The sequence below is a fragment of the Fuerstiella marisgermanici genome (assembly GCF_001983935.1).
Classification (GTDB): domain Bacteria; phylum Planctomycetota; class Planctomycetia; order Planctomycetales; family Planctomycetaceae; genus Fuerstiella; species Fuerstiella marisgermanici.
This window is the reverse complement of the sequence record NZ_CP017641.1, coordinates 369652-386367: the sequence shown is the minus strand read 5'-3', so window position 1 is coordinate 386367 and position 16716 is coordinate 369652. Positions and strand designations below refer to the sequence as shown.

Below are 16716 nucleotides of genomic sequence, written 5' to 3'. Positions count from 1 at the left end.
ACGGAATTCAGCTGGGGCTTCCTTAAGCGCTGGCCTAATCACGCACGCTCGAAATGCCCTGCGACGCGAACCATCCGAGAATCGCTTTGCCACCAACCAAGTGAGTTTCTCAGCGCCCACGAATGACTTTGACGCGTGCGCCGTGCCGGTTTTTTTGCTCCGTCTACAATTGGGTTGCCGGATACATGACCACCCAGCAAATCGCGGTGTTGCCATTGCCTTCCGGACGACCGATAGTGATCGTAAGGCGACCGTCTTTCACAGTCACGGTAGTCGATGCCTCCTGAAACTGCCCGGCTGCGGTGAAGCGATTTTCGATTACCTCTGTCCCTTCAACACTCACGTTTTGATTGGACTGTTCGTGTCCGGAATCGCCCACGCAAACTGTGACTCGCCACTGCCCGTTGGCAACCTCGCACTCCCACGTATCTTCGCCGCGAGTAAACAGAAAAGCATCGCGTTCCGGTTCGGCAAGAGCGTGCCGATGCCGGGCGTTCTGCGACACATCGCGATTCCATCCGTGGCCTTTCGTCTTATCAAACGGCAAACCGATATCACGCTGGAAGCCATTCGCCTTCGGTACGTTCGCCGATGCAAAGTCAAACCGCCGAACATTGGAAGGCAAGCCGACGTCGACCAGGCCGTCAGTCTCCGCCGTGAGTACCGGCCGTTCCAACTCCCAAACAATCGGCTCGTTAACCGAAAACGGTAACGCATCGTCAGTGTCTGCGATGCCATCTCCGTCAGCATCGTTGACCGCGTGGCGAGGAAACGGGGTGAATTGCTTCAAGGGCGTGTGCTTGATGGCCGCCCACCAGAACTCACACAGTTCACCGCGAGTCGCATTCGATGGCAGCGCGAACTTCTTCAGCCGCAAATGAGGCACCTGCTGTTCCATATTCTTTTGAAGAGCAATAGACCATTCTTCCGCCGCTGGTTCGTCCGCGCGAAAGTCGACGTCGCGCACGTCGATGGGCACACAATTCAGCGCCGACAGGCGATTGATCGCAACAAAGGCCGCATGGTCAGCAGAAAGATCACGCCACGGAAACAACAGCAGCGGCAACCCGTCGCTGCCGCCGCATAGCCCGCGACGCACTTCTTCCAGCAGATGTCGCTGCCAGGGAATCTCGCGGGGAGTCACGTCCCGTGCGAGGCTGATGGCGGCAAGAGCCCCGCTGGCCTGCCCGATGTGTATTCGCTGATCATGCAACCGAATGGCGGCGCTCACGATGCTGCTGAAGCCGACATTTCCCTGACTTCCCAACAGGCCGTCTAACTTCACAGGGATCAGGCTGCGAGCCGGAAACACGCAGCGGTCGCTGATGTGTCGAGTGTGTCGGCCCGGAGTTTCGTAGTCGATCCACGGACCAGTGTCCCCTTCCTCCTGAAGAAACGTTCGCCCCGTGCGATGGAAGTCGTAGTGGAACTGCCAACAGAACAAACCGTCCGGGTACATAACATGCGAGAAGCGTTCTCGAGCCGCATCCTTGGTCGCGCCGTCGCGATTTCGGCCGTCCTGTTCCTTCATCATGTACGCCGCTTTCAGCCGCAGAGATTCGCGCAGATAGGGTTTTGGCGGAAGATGATCGGCCGTTCCGAATTCGCGACTCAGCCGAAAGTTGCGAAACGAATTTGCCCGGTCCGGAGCGTTGTTATGCACAAAGTTCTGAAGGTGATAAAGAACGCCCAGCGAATGATTCTTCGCGTCTTGAAAAATGATCTCACGCTGCTGCCGAGTCATCTCGACGATATTCTTCTGCGACGCACCTGGTTCGGTGGATTCCAGCGCCTCTACAACTCGAGCCGGCAGCCGCATCAGTGGGTAGTCCTGCCCGTTCATGTAGTTAAGCAGAATGCTGGTTCGATGATCTTTGCTTGTAAACCCGTCCACGATTCGCCGCACGGTATAAACACTCAACTGCCGAGGCGACGCCATGCCACCGTTCGGCCAGTGAGCAATCGCGCCAATGCCAGCCGGTCGGTCCCATTGCAGCTCGCCAAATTCCTTCCGGCTGAAGTGAGTGGCGCGAGGATAGTTGCGATCGTCGAAATTCGGCGGTTTGGGAATGGGCGTCGGCTGCGCGTCGGGTGATTCTTCGACAATCATCGCCCACGTGATCGGATTCATTTCGTTCGGCACGACCGTTTCGGAAGCACTCGGTTCGTTATAACGCGACTTGGGGTCGGCCCCGCATTCGTATTCGGCGCCGCTTAACTGAATCACATCGCCCCAGTCTGAAGCATCGATCGTCAGCTTGGCGGTGACGTTTAAAGTGGCTGCCTGTTCGCCCAGCGGGGCGAAATCAACGGCTGCCAATTTTTCGTCGACCACAGTAGTTGCAACCGGAACGTGTTTCCAGAAAACACGAATCTGGCCACTTTCGACGAACGGCGAAATCATGTCGCGGAAGATCGCTTCAGCTTCGGCCGGTCGAAACGTCGACGGGCCGTGATACGGCTTGCCAGGCATCGGCGAACCGTAGGCTTCTGTGTTGAAAGATTCGATGCGGTCCATCAGCTCCCTGAACAGACCGCTGCGGTGGAATGACCGCTTCATGGGATGCCAGTCTACTCCCCAACCAACCTTGCCCGGCCCCTTGTCTTCATCGACGCACGCCAAAGCCTGTTCCGTAAACTGCCCGCCATACCATTCGCCGTCGTGCACAATCGTAATCGACTTCACGCCCATTCGCGCCGCCTGAATCGCAGCCGCCCAGCCAGATTCTGTGGCTCCAACGATCAGCAGCTCGGTGTCAACACGAGCAACCTCCCCCTGAGCTGCAGGAAAAGCGAAAGCAAAGATAATAAGACGGAGGATGGTTTTCATCGTGATGTCACCAATCGATTCTGTTGCCGCCGCGAAAGAGTGCTGCAGCAACGTTCAGCTGCCATGCAAGTTTTCAATTGTCTACTTTGCCCGCGGCCATTCCCCAGCCGCCGACGCCCGCCACTATATTGCAGCCCCGAGCCAACGGCCAGCGTTGCCGATGGTCATCGCCCCGTGACACACAGGTAATACAACAGACAGCGAGCCGTCGGCAAATCTTAATCTTCCGTAACTTCGTTTAGGAACCGTCCGGAAAATATGTGGGTTATTTTTTGCCTGGCATTGAAGATCACGCGCAACAGCGCTTGCCGACCACGATCACACCATGAATGTTCGCAGGTGCCAGGTTATCGCTGACACACGGCGTTCGCCCGCTTCCGACTACGCACACCCGCATGAGTATTCGTCGGAGGTTGTTTGATTCATCCGAGCGGCAATTTTGAATGGGCGCTGCTATAATCTCGCTCGGTCGCATCACTGCATTCGTCAGTCGCCTTTTTCTCGCACTCCGTCAAATCTCAACACAATGACAGCCCTGGTCCTTAAAATCGCAACTCGTTCCAGCAGGCTGGCCCTGTGGCAGGCGGAATATACGAAGTCGTTGATTGAAGTCGCATTGGATGACGTCTCCGTCGAGATTGTGCATATCAAAACGGGGGGCGATAAGAATCAAACGGATGCTCTCCGATTGTTCGGCGGCATTGGTGTCTTCACACGAGAAGTGCAGACGTCTGTGCTGAAAGGCGAAACCGATATCGCCGTTCACAGCCTTAAGGACTTGCCGACTCAACCGACAAAAGGACTGACACTTGCCGGAATTCCGGATCGCGCGCCGACGGCAGATGCATTGCTGCTGCCGGAAGGTCGGACGATCTCATCCATTGATGAAGTCCCGCAGGGAGCTCGCATTGGCACCGGTAGCCCTCGTCGACAGGCGCAATTGCTGAACGCTCGTCCCGATCTGCAGATGTTGGAAATTCGAGGCAACGTCGACACGCGAATTCGCAAACTGGACGATGGCGAATACGACGCCATCGTGCTGGCCGAAGCGGGATTACGCCGCCTGAATCTGGACGACCGCATTTCACTATTAATGAGCCCGCCGTTGCTGTTCACGGCCGTCGGGCAGGGCGCCTTGGGTTGGGAATGCCGCAGCGATGACGAGCGCACTGTGGAGATCCTGCGGCAACTCACAAACCCCGCCGTGGCGGCGTCGGTGGAGGCGGAACGTTCCCTGTTGGCCGAACTACGAGCCGGCTGCCATGCTCCTTTGGGCGTGGAAACGGTTGTAGCGGAAGCATCGCTGACACTCACCGCCGTACTTCTTAGTGCAGACGGCAAGAATAAGCTAATGGCAACCTCGTCAGGAGAAACCAGCAATCCTTCATCAGTTGGCGTAGGTGTGGCAAATTCACTTTTGGCGGATGGCGGTGAAGAGCTGGTCGCGACCGTTTGAGCACAAAAATCATTCGATTCTGGCCTAACGAATCGTCAACCGCCGGACCCGCACGCCGGAGACCTCCGTCTACGCAACCCCTTCCCATACCCCATTTTAACCAATCTCGCTCATCGCATTCAGCTGCTGAAGCTCTACGTTATTTAGGAATCCTCCGCCCGCAGCCTTGTCATTACACCTCCTAGGTTTTTCAATGGTGTTGGGGAAATCAGGAACAACCAACGCTACGGCGCACTATGCGGCGGTGTCGTTGGGAATTCCTTGCTGGGTCAAAGCTTCACGGCAGAAGCTTTTTTGGTGCCTTGTGTGGCAAGAAGTACAACGTCATCAGGGGTGATGGTGTTGAGTATTGCTTTGTGCCGCCGCAGGTCCGTTCTTCTATGGAACATGTGCAAACATTTTTCGTAAACATTGAGAGTCCCACATGGCTCTTACATGTTTCGCTGCTGCTCGTCGCCGTCTTCTTTCGGTTTTCGCGCCTGATATCGGTGCGCAATCTCGATTTGATTCTGCTGCTGTTGCTTTCCATTGCCGCCGTTCGAGCGGCCGATGCGGGGAAGTCTGATGTCGATGTGGCCGCAGTTTCCGACACAGCCAGCGAATCCGAGGACCCCGAAGCTGCGAGCGTGGAAGCGTCAGAATCTCGCGCGACCGAGTTAGCAGAGACCGAATTAGCAGAGCCCGAACAGGCTGAGCCGGGGGCACGATGGGCATCTCTGATCGCAGTCGGCATTTCGATCCTGTTCGTCCTGCGACTCACATTCGACGAAGCTCTCACGCGGCGCCCTCGGCTGGAACAAAACCTCAATCAGGCGGGACTCACGTTCCTGTTTCTGCCAGCGTTTTCCATTCTGATGGCTGGCGTCTTCCTGAAAGAACCGCCCGGCCGCAATCTTGAAGTCGTGAAGTCCGGCGCAGCATTATTGGATCGACAGGAAACGACTCCACCCGGCGCTGACGGCAAGCAGGTCACGCCGCCACCCACTGAAACCCTCTTTGCCGCCGCTGCAACCAAAGTGACTGAGTTATCCGGACGCACGGCAATCGAGGGATGGATCGCGCGCGTGCTGGTCGTTTTGGCGCATACGGCTCTGATACTGGGCCTGCTTTACATCGGCCGAAAGCACTTCTGCAGCACTCAACTGGGCGTTTCCATGAGCTGCCTGTATCTACTACTGCCGTGTACAGCGTACAACGCCCACGAGCTTAGCCATGTCGTGCCCGGAGCGTGTTTAACATGGGCGTTTGCCATGTACCGGAAGCCCGCAGTTGCTGGTGTATTGTTAGGGCTGGCCTGCGGCACTCTGTTCTTCGCTGTCTTCCTGCTTCCGCTGTGGGCCGTTTTTTATGGGAAGAAGGGCAGCCTGAAGTTCGGGTCGTCGCTGCTTGGTGTTGCGGCCGTTGTACTGATTACGTTTGCACTAACGTCGGAAAACGCCGATTCGTTTGTCAGCAAACTCGTGATGACAGCCAACTGGACCGCTTATCGCCTGTTCAACGCGGCCGAGCCCCTACCAGACAACGCGATTGGGCATGTGTTCCTGCGGATCACGTTGGCAGCTTTCTTCTTCGTGATGCTGGTCGCCATGACCGTGATCCCACGCAAACGAAATCTGGAGAACCTGTTGGCGAACTCAACTGCTCTGATTGTGGTCGCTCAGCTTTGGTACCCAGACGATGTCGGAGCGTACATACTGTGGTACCTGCCGCTGCTACTGCTGGTCATGTTCCGTCCAAGGCTGGACCGCTTCGTACCGCCGGAACCGCCCGCGTCGCAAGCGTCGGCCCGTCGCCCGGACGGAAAAGCGACCCAGCCGGCAGGCTCACTGTCGCGAGTTACGCTGTATAATTAAAGCACAAAGCGGCTCAGGTCTTCGTCGTTGCGAACGTCGGCCAGCCGTTCGTTGACGAAGTCTGCCGTCACGTCGATCTGCTTTTTGCCGCAATCAGGAGCTTCAAAGCTGACCTCTTCCAGCAGCCGTTCCATGATCGTTTGCAGTCGCCGGGCTCCGATATTTTGAGTCGACTGGTTCACATGAAAGGCCAGATCAGCGATCGCTCGGATGCCGTCGTCCGTGTAGTTGATTGTGACGCCGTCAACAGCCAGCAGTTCGGCATGCTGGCGAGTGATCGAGCCGGACGGTTCGATCAGAATGCGTACTAAGTCATCGCAGGTCAGATCCTGCAGCTCGACACGAATGGGGAAACGTCCCTGCAATTCCGGCATCAGGTCCGACGGCCGTGCTCGATGAAACGCGCCGGCCGCGATGAACATTATTTTTTCGGTGGACACCAAGCCGTATCGAGTCTGAATGGTGGTGCCTTCCACGATCGGCAGAAGGTCGCGCTGCACGCCCTGCCGACTGACGTCGGCCGACTTGCCGCCTTCGCCCGTGCTGCACACTTTGTCAATCTCGTCGATAAAGACCATGCCGGTTTCTTCGGCCAGACGAACGGCTTCTTCCTGAATCGTGTCTTTGTCCAGCAGCGATTCGACTTCCTGTTCGTGCAGCACCTTGCGAGCTTCTGCGACCGTCAAACGGCGGGACGAATTCTGTTTGGGCATCATCTTGTCGAGCATGCCCTGCAGATCCATATCCATCTGCTCCATCCCCATGTTCGTAAAGACCTGAACGGGCGAGGACTTCTGTTCTAATGACAGCTCCACCATGCGGTCTTCGAGCTTGCCGTCGCGAAGCATGTCGCGAAATTTTTCGACGGTTCGCACATGCTTCGAATGTTGTGACTCCGCATCTTCACCATCGACTTCCGTCACCGCTGGCATGGCAGACGGCGGTTCAGCGGGCACTAGCAATTCCAGCAGACGATCTTCAACACGCGCGACAGCGTCGTCTTCCACATCGGCTCGTTTAGACGAGCGAACAATGCTGATTGCAGCTTCCACAAGGTCACGAATCATGCTCTCTACGTCTCGGCCGTAGTAGCCAACTTCCGTGTACTTCGTGGCTTCCACCTTGATGAACGGAGCTCCGGTCAGCTTGGCCAGTCGCCGCGTGATTTCCGTTTTTCCGACGCCAGTGGGACCGATCATCAGAATGTTGCGCGGCGTCACTTCTTTGCGCATTTCGTCCGTCAGGTTTTGCCAGCGCCATCGGTTGCGCAGCGCGATCGCGACGGCTCGCTTGGCGTCGTTTTGGCCGACAATGTGTTCGCTCAGCTTTTCGACAATCTGACGCGGGGTCATCGGCTGGTGAGGGTCTGTCATGGAAAATATGTTGCCTGTTTGTGCCTTCGAAACCGTTACGCGTTTGACGGTAACTCTTCGATGATGATGTTGTTGTTTGTGTAGATATCGATCTCAGCCGCGATCGCCAGAGATTCTTTGACGATTTCAACGGCGGACAAATCAGAATGCTTAACCAGAGCTTTCGCCGCTGAGGTGGCGTAAGCGCCGCCGGACCCGATGCCGACCACGCCGTCCGTTGGCTGAACGACGTCCCCCTGTCCGGAAAGCAACAGGGTGAGGTCCGAATCTGCGACCAGCATCATGGCTTCCAGTCGCCGGAGAGCTCGATCCGTCCGCCAGTCGCGAGCCAGTTCTGTGGCGGCGCGAGCGATGTTGCCGGGATAGTCTTTGATTTTCTCTTCAAACCGTTCCATCAATGCGAAAGCGTCAGCCGTCGAACCGGCGAAACCGATCAGCACCTTGCCGTCGCGAAGCCGACGCAGTTTTTTTGTATCGGACTTCATGATGGTGTTTCCATGAGTCACCTGGCCGTCCGATCCCAGCACGACAGCCCCCTTGTGACGCACGGCGAGGACAGTTGTGGACCGCCATTTCGGCCTGTCGCGGTCGTTTGATTTCATAAGATCCCTGTGTCGCAAAATTGCATTGGTAACGTAGCGCAGGCCGTCTTTTAGCAGTTGTCCGTCTCGGACTCAAACTGCCGACAACGGACGTTTTCCTGCGTCTCGCTGTCGATTGTGAAACAGGCGATTTGTCGTAAGAATGCCGCCTGACCGGACCGCCGCTGCCATAGGGTATGGCGCGATGTGTCCGGCGAGGTATTGCGATGACTCAGACAGCTACAGCCCCCATTCAGGTTTTGCACATCGACCACGTCACCCTGGTTGTGAAAAGTGTGGCCGCCAGTCGCGACTTTTACGTGTCGTTGCTGGGAATGAAAGAAGTCGCTCGCCCCGATTTTGACTTTGCCGGCGCCTGGTTTCAGGCGGGGGCGACGTTGATTCATTTGATCGAGGAACACGACCGCAGCGGCCCGGCGGGATATCCCGTAGAGGTCCTGGAGAAAAGTAGCCGCAATCACCATTTCGCGTTCGAAGTCGCAGACGCTGCGGCAGCGGCAGAGACACTCAAACAGCGCGGAATTGAACTGATTGACGACCCCAAACGGCGTCCTGATGGAGCCATCCAGATGTTCGTCGCCGACCCCGATAGCCACGTTGTGGAACTTTGCACGTCGCAGCCGTAGGTCCGCCAGAACGCCCCAGCAATTGGGATATCAATTATGCCAAGAGAATACATCATCACCATGACAGCCGCGAACCGCGTGGGCATCCTGTCGGCCGTGACCAAAGCCATGGCAGATTTGGGGTCCGATCTGCGGCAGGCCAGCCAGACCGTGGTCCGCGGCTACTTCACGATGATCTTTTCGGCCGAATTTCCTGAACATATCGAGCAACAGGTCATCATCGATCACCTGCAGGACACCTGTCGCCCATTCGGAATCGACGTCAACCTGAAAGACCCTGCGGCCGAAAAGATTAACCTTCCGTCGATGGAAGAAGCGAAACTGCGGCTGCTGCGACTGGGCGGAGAAAACAAGCCTGGCGTCCTGCGACAACTTTCCACCATGATCTCCATGCGGCGAATCGACATCGTGGGAATGCACGCCGTCCGCACTGGAGGCGGTACCGGGTTTGAGATGATTATGAAGATCGCCATTCCCGACGACATGAACACCGAAGACCTGTTGAACGAACTGAACACCATTGGTCAGTCGTTCAACATCACGGCCGATTTGTCCGACTATGTCGGCTGAACCACACCACGTCGACTGAACTACGCCGGCTGAACATCGTCGTCGAGTGCACCTTCAACCTTCAGACGCGTTCAACGTCGCAAATCAGCTTCAATGATGCGGGTGCTGGCTGCAGCGTGTTCTGAACCGCCAAGTCATCCTGAATCTGACTCAACTGCTGATTAATGGCATTGCAGCAGTCGACTAGTTTCCCCTGCCAGCGGCTGATTTGCCCTGGGTCCGTCAGCCAGTGATCCGCGGGTGATACATCCGAACCGTAAATTGTGCGAGTTTCATGTCTGTTTCCTGTCGCCATGGCAGAGCGTGGTGGCATTGTTGAGACCTGTATGATGATGCGGAAGGTACGAAGCAGTGCCGAATCGCGGGAAGTCAACAGCTACTGAAGGTCCGTTGGATCAACGAACCAAGGCGTTGCTGGCGGCAAATTCGGCGGCGGATAATCGCGAGCCTGCTGGTAGTGAAACAGCAAGCGGCGTCACAGTACGTATCGTCACCGCCAGCTACCGGAATTCACTATCTGTTACCGACTGCGCAGCGATAACCGCTTGCCAGTGCTGACTCGACACCCAAATCGTCGCAGTCGATCCAACCCGTCCTATTCCAATCCCTGCTCCGCCAGCCAGCGTTCAGCATCCAGAGCGGCCGCGCAACCCGTGCCCGCAGCCGTCACAGCCTGCTTGTAGTGGTCATCAGCCACATCACCGGCCGCAAACACGCCTTCAACACTCGTGTTGGTGCGATGAGAGACCGGCCAGACAAGGTAGCCCTTGTCAGTGGTCTCTAACTGCCCCTTCAGGAAATCGGTGTTCGGAGTGTGGCCGATGGCCGCGAAGTAGCCGGACACTTCCAGCTCTTCTGTCTTACTGTCATCAATGCTGCTGCGAATACGGACGCCGGTGACGCCGTTTTCTTCATCGCCCAGCACTTCGTCGATGACGGAATTCCACTTCACGTCGATCTTTTTGTTGGCGAGTGCTCGGTCTGCCATGATCTTGCTGGCTCGAAATTCGTCGCGGCGATGAACGATGTACACCTTGGAGGCGTACTTCGTTAGGAAAGTCGCCTCTTCCATCGCACTGTCGCCGCCGCCGATGACGACCAGTGGACTGTCTCGGTAACGCGGCATCGCACCGTCGCAAACGGCACAGGCCGACACGCCTGCGTTTTTGAATCGTTCTTCCGATTCCAGGCCCAGATAGTTAGCTCGAGCCCCCGTTGCGATAATCACGGCGTGGCTTTCGAATTCATCACCGCCCAGACTCTTGATCTTGAACGGTCGTTCTGACAAATCAATGTCCGCAATATCATCAGTGACGACTCGCGCGCCAAAGTTTTTGGCTTGCTGACGCATCAACTCCATCAGTTCCGGGCCGGATACGCCTTCCTTTTGATGAGGAGCCATGTATTTGCGAATTTTTCCGTCGATCGAATCGTCCAGGTAGGCGGTCAGATCGCCGGACGGAAAGCCCGGATAGTTTTCCACTTCAGTGGTCAGGGCTAACTGGCCCAGGGGTAGAGTTCCCTTCAGACGGTTGTCTTCGTTAAAGGCACCTTCGTAAACCAGAGGTTCCAGGTTGGCTCGAGCTGCATAAATGGCGGCCGTCCAGCCGGCAGGCCCGGATCCGATAATGGTGACACGTTCTGGCATTTTGACATCCCTGAGTTCAGGCGTAGCAATCGGTGGAAGACACGGTGCGAATCGCAAACCGCAGTTGTGGCGGAAAGATAGCGAAGCCGCTGCGGCGGGACAACGCAAGGCCGATTGACAAGCCAAACACTCGCACGGCGTGCGGGAAACGAATACAATTAGGGGAGACCGTCTGCCGACACTGACCACCATTTCCACTGCGGAAAGTTTAATCATGCGACACGCCATTGGTCTATCACTGTTGGCAACGGCTGCCCTGTTGAATGCAACGCTGGTTAGTCCGTTCGCGGCCGCTCAACCACCTGCCGCTGACAGCGTTTTGAATTCGGTGCCGGATGAATACATCGCCGGAGCAGTCATGCGACCAGCCCGGATTCTGGAAAGCAAGGTTGTCGCGACCGTCGTGAAGTCGCTCGACGAAGAAGCACGGCTGGCAGACGCGATGAAGAGCGCTGAAAAGTCGATCGGAATCGATCCTCGTGAAATCGAAGAAATGGCCGTGCTACTGGATCGCAAGACGATCTTCAGTCTTGCCGGACTGCCGGTTTCTGATGGTCCCGACGGCCCCGACGCGTTCGATGCGACGGGGCTGAAGAATCAGTTAAAGCAGGTTGGGTTGGCGATGCACAACATCCACGCTGTGTACAACCATTTTCCCGATCACGATGGCGTTGATACCCCCGACAAAGGCAACCTTAGCTGGCGAGTCCACCTGCTGCCGTTTCTGGACCATGCCGCTCTGTACAATCAGTTTCACATGGACGAACCGTGGGACAGTGAGCACAACAAGACGCTAATCGACCAGATGCCGGAGGTGTTTCAAACTCCCGGCGTCAAGGACAAAACGAAGACCTCGCTACACGGCATCATTGGCGAAGCCACAATTATGAGCGGCGAACGCCCGACGAAGTTCCGTGACATACTCGACGGCATGTCCAACACCATCATGTTTGCCGTGGCCGGGCCTGACAAAGCCGAAATCTGGACCAAGCCCGGTGGTGTGGAACTCAAAAAAGGCGGTCCGCGAGCGACACTTGGGAAGATCGGCAAAGAATTCTTCATGGCTCGGTGCGACGGGTCGGTGGCCGCCTTATCGTCAGACATGAAAGCCGACGTGTTTCAGGCTCTGGTCACGCGCAATGGTCGCGAAGTGATCCCGGACGATCTCAATCAGCCGATAACACCAAAGCGACTGCCCACCTGGATTGTCCGCAGTCGCAAGCCGATCAATCAGAAAAACGTGCTCGAATCGCTGAAGCCGATGGGAACTCCGGAAGCTGGCAAAGTCGGGACGACAGCCACTCACACCCTGGGAGAATACACGGTCGCGTTCCCGGATGAACGCACACTCGTTGCCGCTCCCGCCGATCTGCTTCCGAAGATTCTTGCCAACGCCGGTGCCAGTGAGTTCGGTACGCGACTGCGGAAACAAACGGCCCTGAACGATCTTGCGGCGGCCGTTAACTTCAAGGACCTGAAGGTCATCAAAGACAAGCTGGGTGGCCGAGTTCCCATGGCTGGCTTGGTGCAGGCCGTGGAATCACTGCAGTTAACATTTGACGTTGGCGGCACCAGCAAGCAACTCAACACCATCACAGCCGATCTGTCGAATGAACAATCCGCCGCACAACTGTCGGCCCTGTTGCAGGGGCTGGTGCAAATGCAGAAAGCTCAGATGTTGGGCATGGCCAACGCCCCCAACAGCCCAGTTCCCGGAACCTGGGCAACCATCGTGGCAAAGGTGTACGATCGAGTCGAAGTGAAGCCAGAAGGTAAGCAGGTCCACTACTCGATGTCCAAACCGGAAGACATGGACGTCTTTTTGGAGGATCTGAAGCCTACGCTTATTGCGATGCAACAGCCGATCAAGGAAGCTCGCGCTGCTCAACGGATGAATAACCTCAGGCAGATTGGGCTTGCCTTCCACAATTATCACGATGTGTACACAGCGTTCCCTCGCTACGACGGCAGCGGCGTTAATGTTCCTGGTCACGTTCGGCGTGGGCTAAGCTGGCGAGTTCACCTTTTGCCGTTTCTGGAAGGAGGGGAACTCTACGAGAGATTTCACCTGGATGAACCCTGGGACAGCGAGCACAACAAAACGCTGATTGAAGAGATGCCAGATGTCTTCAAGACTGAAGGCGTCGAGAAACCAGGGCACACGGCGATGCATGTGTTCATTGGGGAAGACACGGCCTTCGGCGACGGCACGAAAGCACCGCGAATCCGGGATTACCGCGACGGTACGTCCAACACTTTTCTGGCCGTGGAAGCAGGGCCTGATACGGCGGAGATCTGGACTAAACCGGGCGGCCTGAAGTTCACCGGCAAAGACTCCATTGAACTGCTGGGAAAAATTGGCGACAGCTTCCTGGTGCTGATGTGCGACGGGGCCGTTCGCAACGTTTCGAAAGACATCGCAGCAGACCAGTTGAACAACCTGATTCAACACAACGACGGCAACGTGGTCGGTGACTTCTAACGATGGATAGTCTGAGTTACGAATTGCCGCTTGTCTTCTTCAGCGGTGTGCTTGGCTCAGCACACTGCATAGGCATGTGTGGAGCGATCTCAGCCACGATGAATCTGGGCACGACCGGTGTGCAAAGCGCACTGAATCGGCAGATGCTGTGGAGTATCGGGCGCACGTTTACGTACGCGTTTTTGGGGATGGCGGCGGGGTTCGCGGGAGGCCGGTTAAGCGAATCCGAATTCCTGACGTCGCAATCCAGCGTTGTGAGTATTCAGGCGGGCTTTGCGATTATGGCGGGCCTGTTGCTGGTGTTTCAGGGAATGCTCGCAGCTGGTTGGTTTCGTTCGAAGAAGATCCAGGGCAGTAGCGGATGCTTAACCGCATCGGTGTTTGGAAAATTTCTGCGCGGAGGTTCGCGAACTGGCGTGTTTGTGGCCGGAATTCTGACCGGGTTTTTGCCGTGCGGATTGGTGTATTCGTTTCTGGCACTGGCAGCGGCCAGCGCGAGTGTCTGGAAGGGGCCGCTGCTGATGCTGGCGTTCGGGTTGGGCACCGTCCCGGTGATGCTGGTCACGGGAGCCGGATTGACAATGGCGTCGCTGAAACTGCGGCAGCGACTGATGAAAGTTGCGGCTTTATGTGTTATCGTCACTGGCATGCTCACCGTCGGTCGTGGCATCGCATTCGCAGCAAATGCGTCGGCCGAAAACCCTGAGGAAGCATGCCCGATCTGTGCAGAAGCCGAAGGGAATTCCTGAAATCTGATGGTTCGATAATGGACGACAACTCTGCTTCAGATGCGCTATCGAAAATTCGTGGCGATTCGCCAGCCAGCAGCGACACCGGCAAAAAGACAAAGAAGCCGTTGCTGCATCATGACGACCACGAACACACAACGCCCCAAACGCCGCGAGCTGCAGGGCGGATTTCCAGGACGCTGTTGAACTTTTGGCTCGACTCACTGCTAGGGCTTATGTTTGTCACGCTGTGCATCGTCGCTGTAGTTGTGCAGTTTGTGTTCCCGCCGGGAATCGCAGCACGCGATTGGTCGTTGTGGGGCATGAGCTACGGACAGTGGTGCAGTCTGCAGTTCGGGATGCTGGCGGTATTGGGGCTGGGCGTCGTGCTTCACGTCATGCTGCATTGGACCTGGATTTGCAGCGTGTATTCCAAACGTGTCCTCGGCCGATCAGATATTCCCGACGATGGCATTCGCACGGTCTACGGCGTTGGAATCCTAATCGCATTTTTGGTTTGCGGAGCCATCGTCGTAGGAGCCGCTCAGATGACAATTGTGCAGCCACAATAGTGTTGGACGAATTTGCCAACAGTCATGACCTCGCCTTTCTGCTTCGACCTTAGCACATAGTCACAAGCCAATCAGTCGACGTTGGCGGACCGTCGTGTGACACACAGCCGTAGCCTGAAGAGAGCAAGCCATTTCCGACCAGCGGCCATCACCTCGAACTGCCAACAAGCTGGCATTTGCTAAGACGTCGGTTTTCGCACGAAGTTACTCAACGCAACAGTCCTTCGATACACTGGCCTGAAGTGGCCGCACCAGCTACGCTCACAAACTTCACCGGACCGATCTTCGATGCCCACACTTACGTTCAGGCCAGCAGTCATGATCAGCTATTTAGATCGAATACAGATACCATTGCTTCTGCTGCCATTCATTCTCACCGTCAACGGCGCTGCTCAGGAAAAGTCGAACGCAGAGCCGCAGATTGGTGACGCAGCACCGGAATGGAAAGCTTTGACAGGGACGGATGGAAAGCAACACTCATTGTCTGACCTGTCGGCGGCAGACGTCATTGTGGTGTGCTTCACCTGCAATACGTGTCCCTATTCGGTTGACTACGAAGATCGATTGATCGCCTTGGCAGAAAAGTACGCCGCATCAAACGCAAGCGTGAAACTCGTAGCCATCAACTCCAACGGTGTGCCCGTCGACAGTCTGGAGAACATGAAGAAGCGGGCGACGGAGAAACAGTTCAACTTCGACTACCTGAAGGATGAAACTCAGGACGTGGCTCGCGAGTACGGCGCAATTTACACACCCGAGTTCTACGTTCTGAACCGCGACCGCAAAATTGTCTACCGCGGTGCAATGGATGACAACACGAAGGCGGAAGCGGTCAAAGTGAAGTATGTCGAATTCGCGGTCGAAGCAGCACTGTCTGGCAGAAACCCCGAAGTCACAACAACCGGAGCACGCGGCTGTGCGATTCGCTTCAAACGCAAACGCCGTTGATCACAATTCTGGCCATATTGCTGCAGTTTACAGGTTCGTGAGATCCGTCACGAAAGACTCGGATGCCCCTTCTTATCGGCACAGACGAAGCCGGATACGGTCCCAATTTTGGCCCGCTGGTCATCACGGCAACAGCCTGGCAATTGCCGGATTCCACAACGCCCGAAGACATGTGGTCGTCGCTGCAGACGGTGCTGACCAGCCAGCCCGCGCGAGGCGACCAGCGAATGCACGTTGGCGATTCCAAGCAGGTGTATTCGGCTGGCAGGTCAATCGCGCCGCTGGAACGATCTGTCCATGCGTTGCTTCGAAATTCTGACTGCAAAGCCGACACGGTGGGCCGACTGGGAGCTTCCGTAAGTTCCTCAGCGTTTGAGGCCGACTATGCAGGCGTGTGTCGAAACACAGTGGCGGATTTCAGCCTGCCAGTTGCTTGCGATCCTTCCAATATAGACCGAGACGCAGAATCTTTTGCGACGGCATTGCAGGAAGCGGGCATAAAATTGATGGGCGTACGCAGCCGAATCATGTTCGCTCCTGAATTTAATCGGGGAGTGCGAGCCACAGGTTCGAAGGGCATGGTCCTGTCTGCAGCAACCCTGCAACTTGTACGAGAGATGACCGACATTTGCGATGGCACGCCATGTGGATCAGTCGTGTGCGACAAGCATGGTGGCCGAAATCGATACGACGATTTGATCTCACAGGCATTCGATGACGAACTCGTGTTTCGGCTTGAAGAATCCGGGCCGAGTTCCCGTTATCGACTTGGACAACTGGATTTCTGTTTTCGTACGAAAGCCGAAGAAGTGTTGGCGGTTGCCTTCGCGTCGATGGTGTCGAAGTATGTTCGCGAAGTCGTCATGATGCAGTTCAACAACTTCTGGCAACACCATCTGCCAGACCTGAAACCGACAAAGGGCTATCCAGTCGACGCGAAAAGATTTCGCAACGACATCGAATCAAAGGCAGCGGAACTGGACATCGCCATGGACGACATCTGGCGGTGCCGCTAAACGTTTGCCACA

General features: G+C 56.2%; 14 protein-coding genes. 9 read left to right on the top strand and 5 right to left on the bottom strand.

The genetic code is table 11. From position 1 onward, the window contains the following. Positions 1–163: 163 nt before the first annotated feature. Complete coding sequence (locus Fuma_RS01295) at positions 164–2830, bottom strand: FAD-dependent oxidoreductase (RefSeq protein ID WP_145943889.1); 2667 nt, start codon at positions 2828–2830, stop codon at positions 164–166. 526 nt (positions 2831–3356) lie between these two features. Between Fuma_RS01295 and hemC the strand changes: the two genes are divergently transcribed. Further along, positions 3357–4286 carry a hydroxymethylbilane synthase gene (gene hemC / locus Fuma_RS01290; protein WP_077022535.1) on the top strand — a complete coding sequence of 310 codons (930 nt, stop codon included), beginning with the start codon at positions 3357–3359 and terminating at the stop codon, positions 4284–4286. Positions 4287–4666: 380 nt separating this feature from the next. After that, positions 4667–6139, top strand: a complete 1473-nt coding sequence (locus Fuma_RS01285) for a hypothetical protein (RefSeq protein ID WP_145943887.1) — start codon at positions 4667–4669, stop codon at positions 6137–6139. On the opposite strand, the gene hslU is transcribed toward Fuma_RS01285, so the two are convergent. Both hslU and hslV read right to left on the bottom strand, forming a co-directional pair. Continuing rightward, positions 6136–7512 (bottom strand): ATP-dependent protease ATPase subunit HslU, encoded by a 1377-nt coding sequence (hslU, locus tag Fuma_RS01280; protein WP_077022533.1) that lies wholly within the window; start codon positions 7510–7512, stop codon positions 6136–6138. The two genes, Fuma_RS01285 and hslU, sit on opposite strands and share 4 nt — an antisense overlap. A gap of 35 nt (positions 7513–7547) precedes the next feature. Next, positions 7548–8114 carry an ATP-dependent protease subunit HslV gene (gene hslV, locus Fuma_RS01275; RefSeq protein ID WP_077022532.1) on the bottom strand — a complete coding sequence of 189 codons (567 nt, stop codon included), beginning with the start codon at positions 8112–8114 and terminating at the stop codon, positions 7548–7550. A 206-nt stretch (positions 8115–8320) separates the two neighbouring features. On the opposite strand from hslV, the gene Fuma_RS01270 reads away from it, so the two are divergent. Next, positions 8321–8740: a VOC family protein gene (locus tag Fuma_RS01270; RefSeq protein WP_077028033.1), complete on the top strand. Its 420-nt coding sequence runs from the start codon at positions 8321–8323 to the stop codon at positions 8738–8740. A 60-nt stretch (positions 8741–8800) separates the two neighbouring features. After that, positions 8801–9310 (top strand): ACT domain-containing protein, encoded by a 510-nt coding sequence (locus tag Fuma_RS01265; RefSeq protein ID WP_158520820.1) that lies wholly within the window; start codon positions 8801–8803, stop codon positions 9308–9310. A gap of 61 nt (positions 9311–9371) precedes the next feature. On the opposite strand, the gene Fuma_RS01260 is transcribed toward Fuma_RS01265, so the two are convergent. Together Fuma_RS01260 and Fuma_RS01255 are read right to left on the bottom strand one after the other, a co-directional pair. Continuing rightward, positions 9372–9623, bottom strand: a complete 252-nt coding sequence (locus Fuma_RS01260) for a hypothetical protein (protein WP_145943885.1) — start codon at positions 9621–9623, stop codon at positions 9372–9374. Between the two features lie 282 nt (positions 9624–9905). Then, on the bottom strand, positions 9906–10958 hold the full coding sequence (locus tag Fuma_RS01255) for an NAD(P)/FAD-dependent oxidoreductase (protein WP_077022529.1): 1053 nt from the start codon (positions 10956–10958) through the stop codon (positions 9906–9908). A gap of 214 nt (positions 10959–11172) precedes the next feature. Between Fuma_RS01255 and Fuma_RS01250 the strand changes: the two genes are divergently transcribed. The 5 genes from Fuma_RS01250 (at position 11173) to Fuma_RS01230 (ending at position 16704) form a co-directional block, all read left to right on the top strand. Next, positions 11173–13440: a DUF1559 family PulG-like putative transporter gene (locus Fuma_RS01250; RefSeq protein ID WP_077022528.1), complete on the top strand. Its 2268-nt coding sequence runs from the start codon at positions 11173–11175 to the stop codon at positions 13438–13440. A gap of 2 nt (positions 13441–13442) precedes the next feature. Further along, positions 13443–14189 carry a sulfite exporter TauE/SafE family protein gene (locus Fuma_RS01245; protein ID WP_077022527.1) on the top strand — a complete coding sequence of 249 codons (747 nt, stop codon included), beginning with the start codon at positions 13443–13445 and terminating at the stop codon, positions 14187–14189. 17 nt (positions 14190–14206) lie between these two features. Next, entirely contained in the window at positions 14207–14740 is a 534-nt protein-coding gene (locus Fuma_RS01240) for a DUF4405 domain-containing protein (protein WP_077022526.1), read from the top strand. Positions 14741–15058: 318 nt separating this feature from the next. Then, entirely contained in the window at positions 15059–15688 is a 630-nt protein-coding gene (locus Fuma_RS01235) for a thioredoxin family protein (RefSeq protein WP_077028032.1), read from the top strand. 62 nt (positions 15689–15750) lie between these two features. Continuing rightward, positions 15751–16704: a hypothetical protein gene (locus Fuma_RS01230; protein WP_077022525.1), complete on the top strand. Its 954-nt coding sequence runs from the start codon at positions 15751–15753 to the stop codon at positions 16702–16704. Positions 16705–16716 lie beyond the last annotated feature (12 nt).

Coding starts and splice junctions, on each gene's coding strand:
- Fuma_RS01295 (WP_145943889.1), bottom strand. CDS start 2,830: ATGAAAACCATCCTCCGTCTTATTATCTTTGCTTTCGCTTTTCCTGCA.
- hemC (WP_077022535.1), top strand. CDS start 3,357: ATGACAGCCCTGGTCCTTAAAATCGCAACTCGTTCCAGCAGGCTGGCC.
- Fuma_RS01285 (WP_145943887.1), top strand. CDS start 4,667: ATGGAACATGTGCAAACATTTTTCGTAAACATTGAGAGTCCCACATGG.
- hslU (WP_077022533.1), bottom strand. CDS start 7,512: ATGACAGACCCTCACCAGCCGATGACCCCGCGTCAGATTGTCGAAAAG.
- hslV (WP_077022532.1), bottom strand. CDS start 8,114: ATGAAATCAAACGACCGCGACAGGCCGAAATGGCGGTCCACAACTGTC.
- Fuma_RS01270 (WP_077028033.1), top strand. CDS start 8,321: ATGACTCAGACAGCTACAGCCCCCATTCAGGTTTTGCACATCGACCAC.
- Fuma_RS01265 (WP_158520820.1), top strand. CDS start 8,801: ATGACAGCCGCGAACCGCGTGGGCATCCTGTCGGCCGTGACCAAAGCC.
- Fuma_RS01260 (WP_145943885.1), bottom strand. CDS start 9,623: ATGCCACCACGCTCTGCCATGGCGACAGGAAACAGACATGAAACTCGC.
- Fuma_RS01255 (WP_077022529.1), bottom strand. CDS start 10,958: ATGCCAGAACGTGTCACCATTATCGGATCCGGGCCTGCCGGCTGGACG.
- Fuma_RS01250 (WP_077022528.1), top strand. CDS start 11,173: ATGCGACACGCCATTGGTCTATCACTGTTGGCAACGGCTGCCCTGTTG.
- Fuma_RS01245 (WP_077022527.1), top strand. CDS start 13,443: ATGGATAGTCTGAGTTACGAATTGCCGCTTGTCTTCTTCAGCGGTGTG.
- Fuma_RS01240 (WP_077022526.1), top strand. CDS start 14,207: ATGGACGACAACTCTGCTTCAGATGCGCTATCGAAAATTCGTGGCGAT.
- Fuma_RS01235 (WP_077028032.1), top strand. CDS start 15,059: ATGATCAGCTATTTAGATCGAATACAGATACCATTGCTTCTGCTGCCA.
- Fuma_RS01230 (WP_077022525.1), top strand. CDS start 15,751: ATGCCCCTTCTTATCGGCACAGACGAAGCCGGATACGGTCCCAATTTT.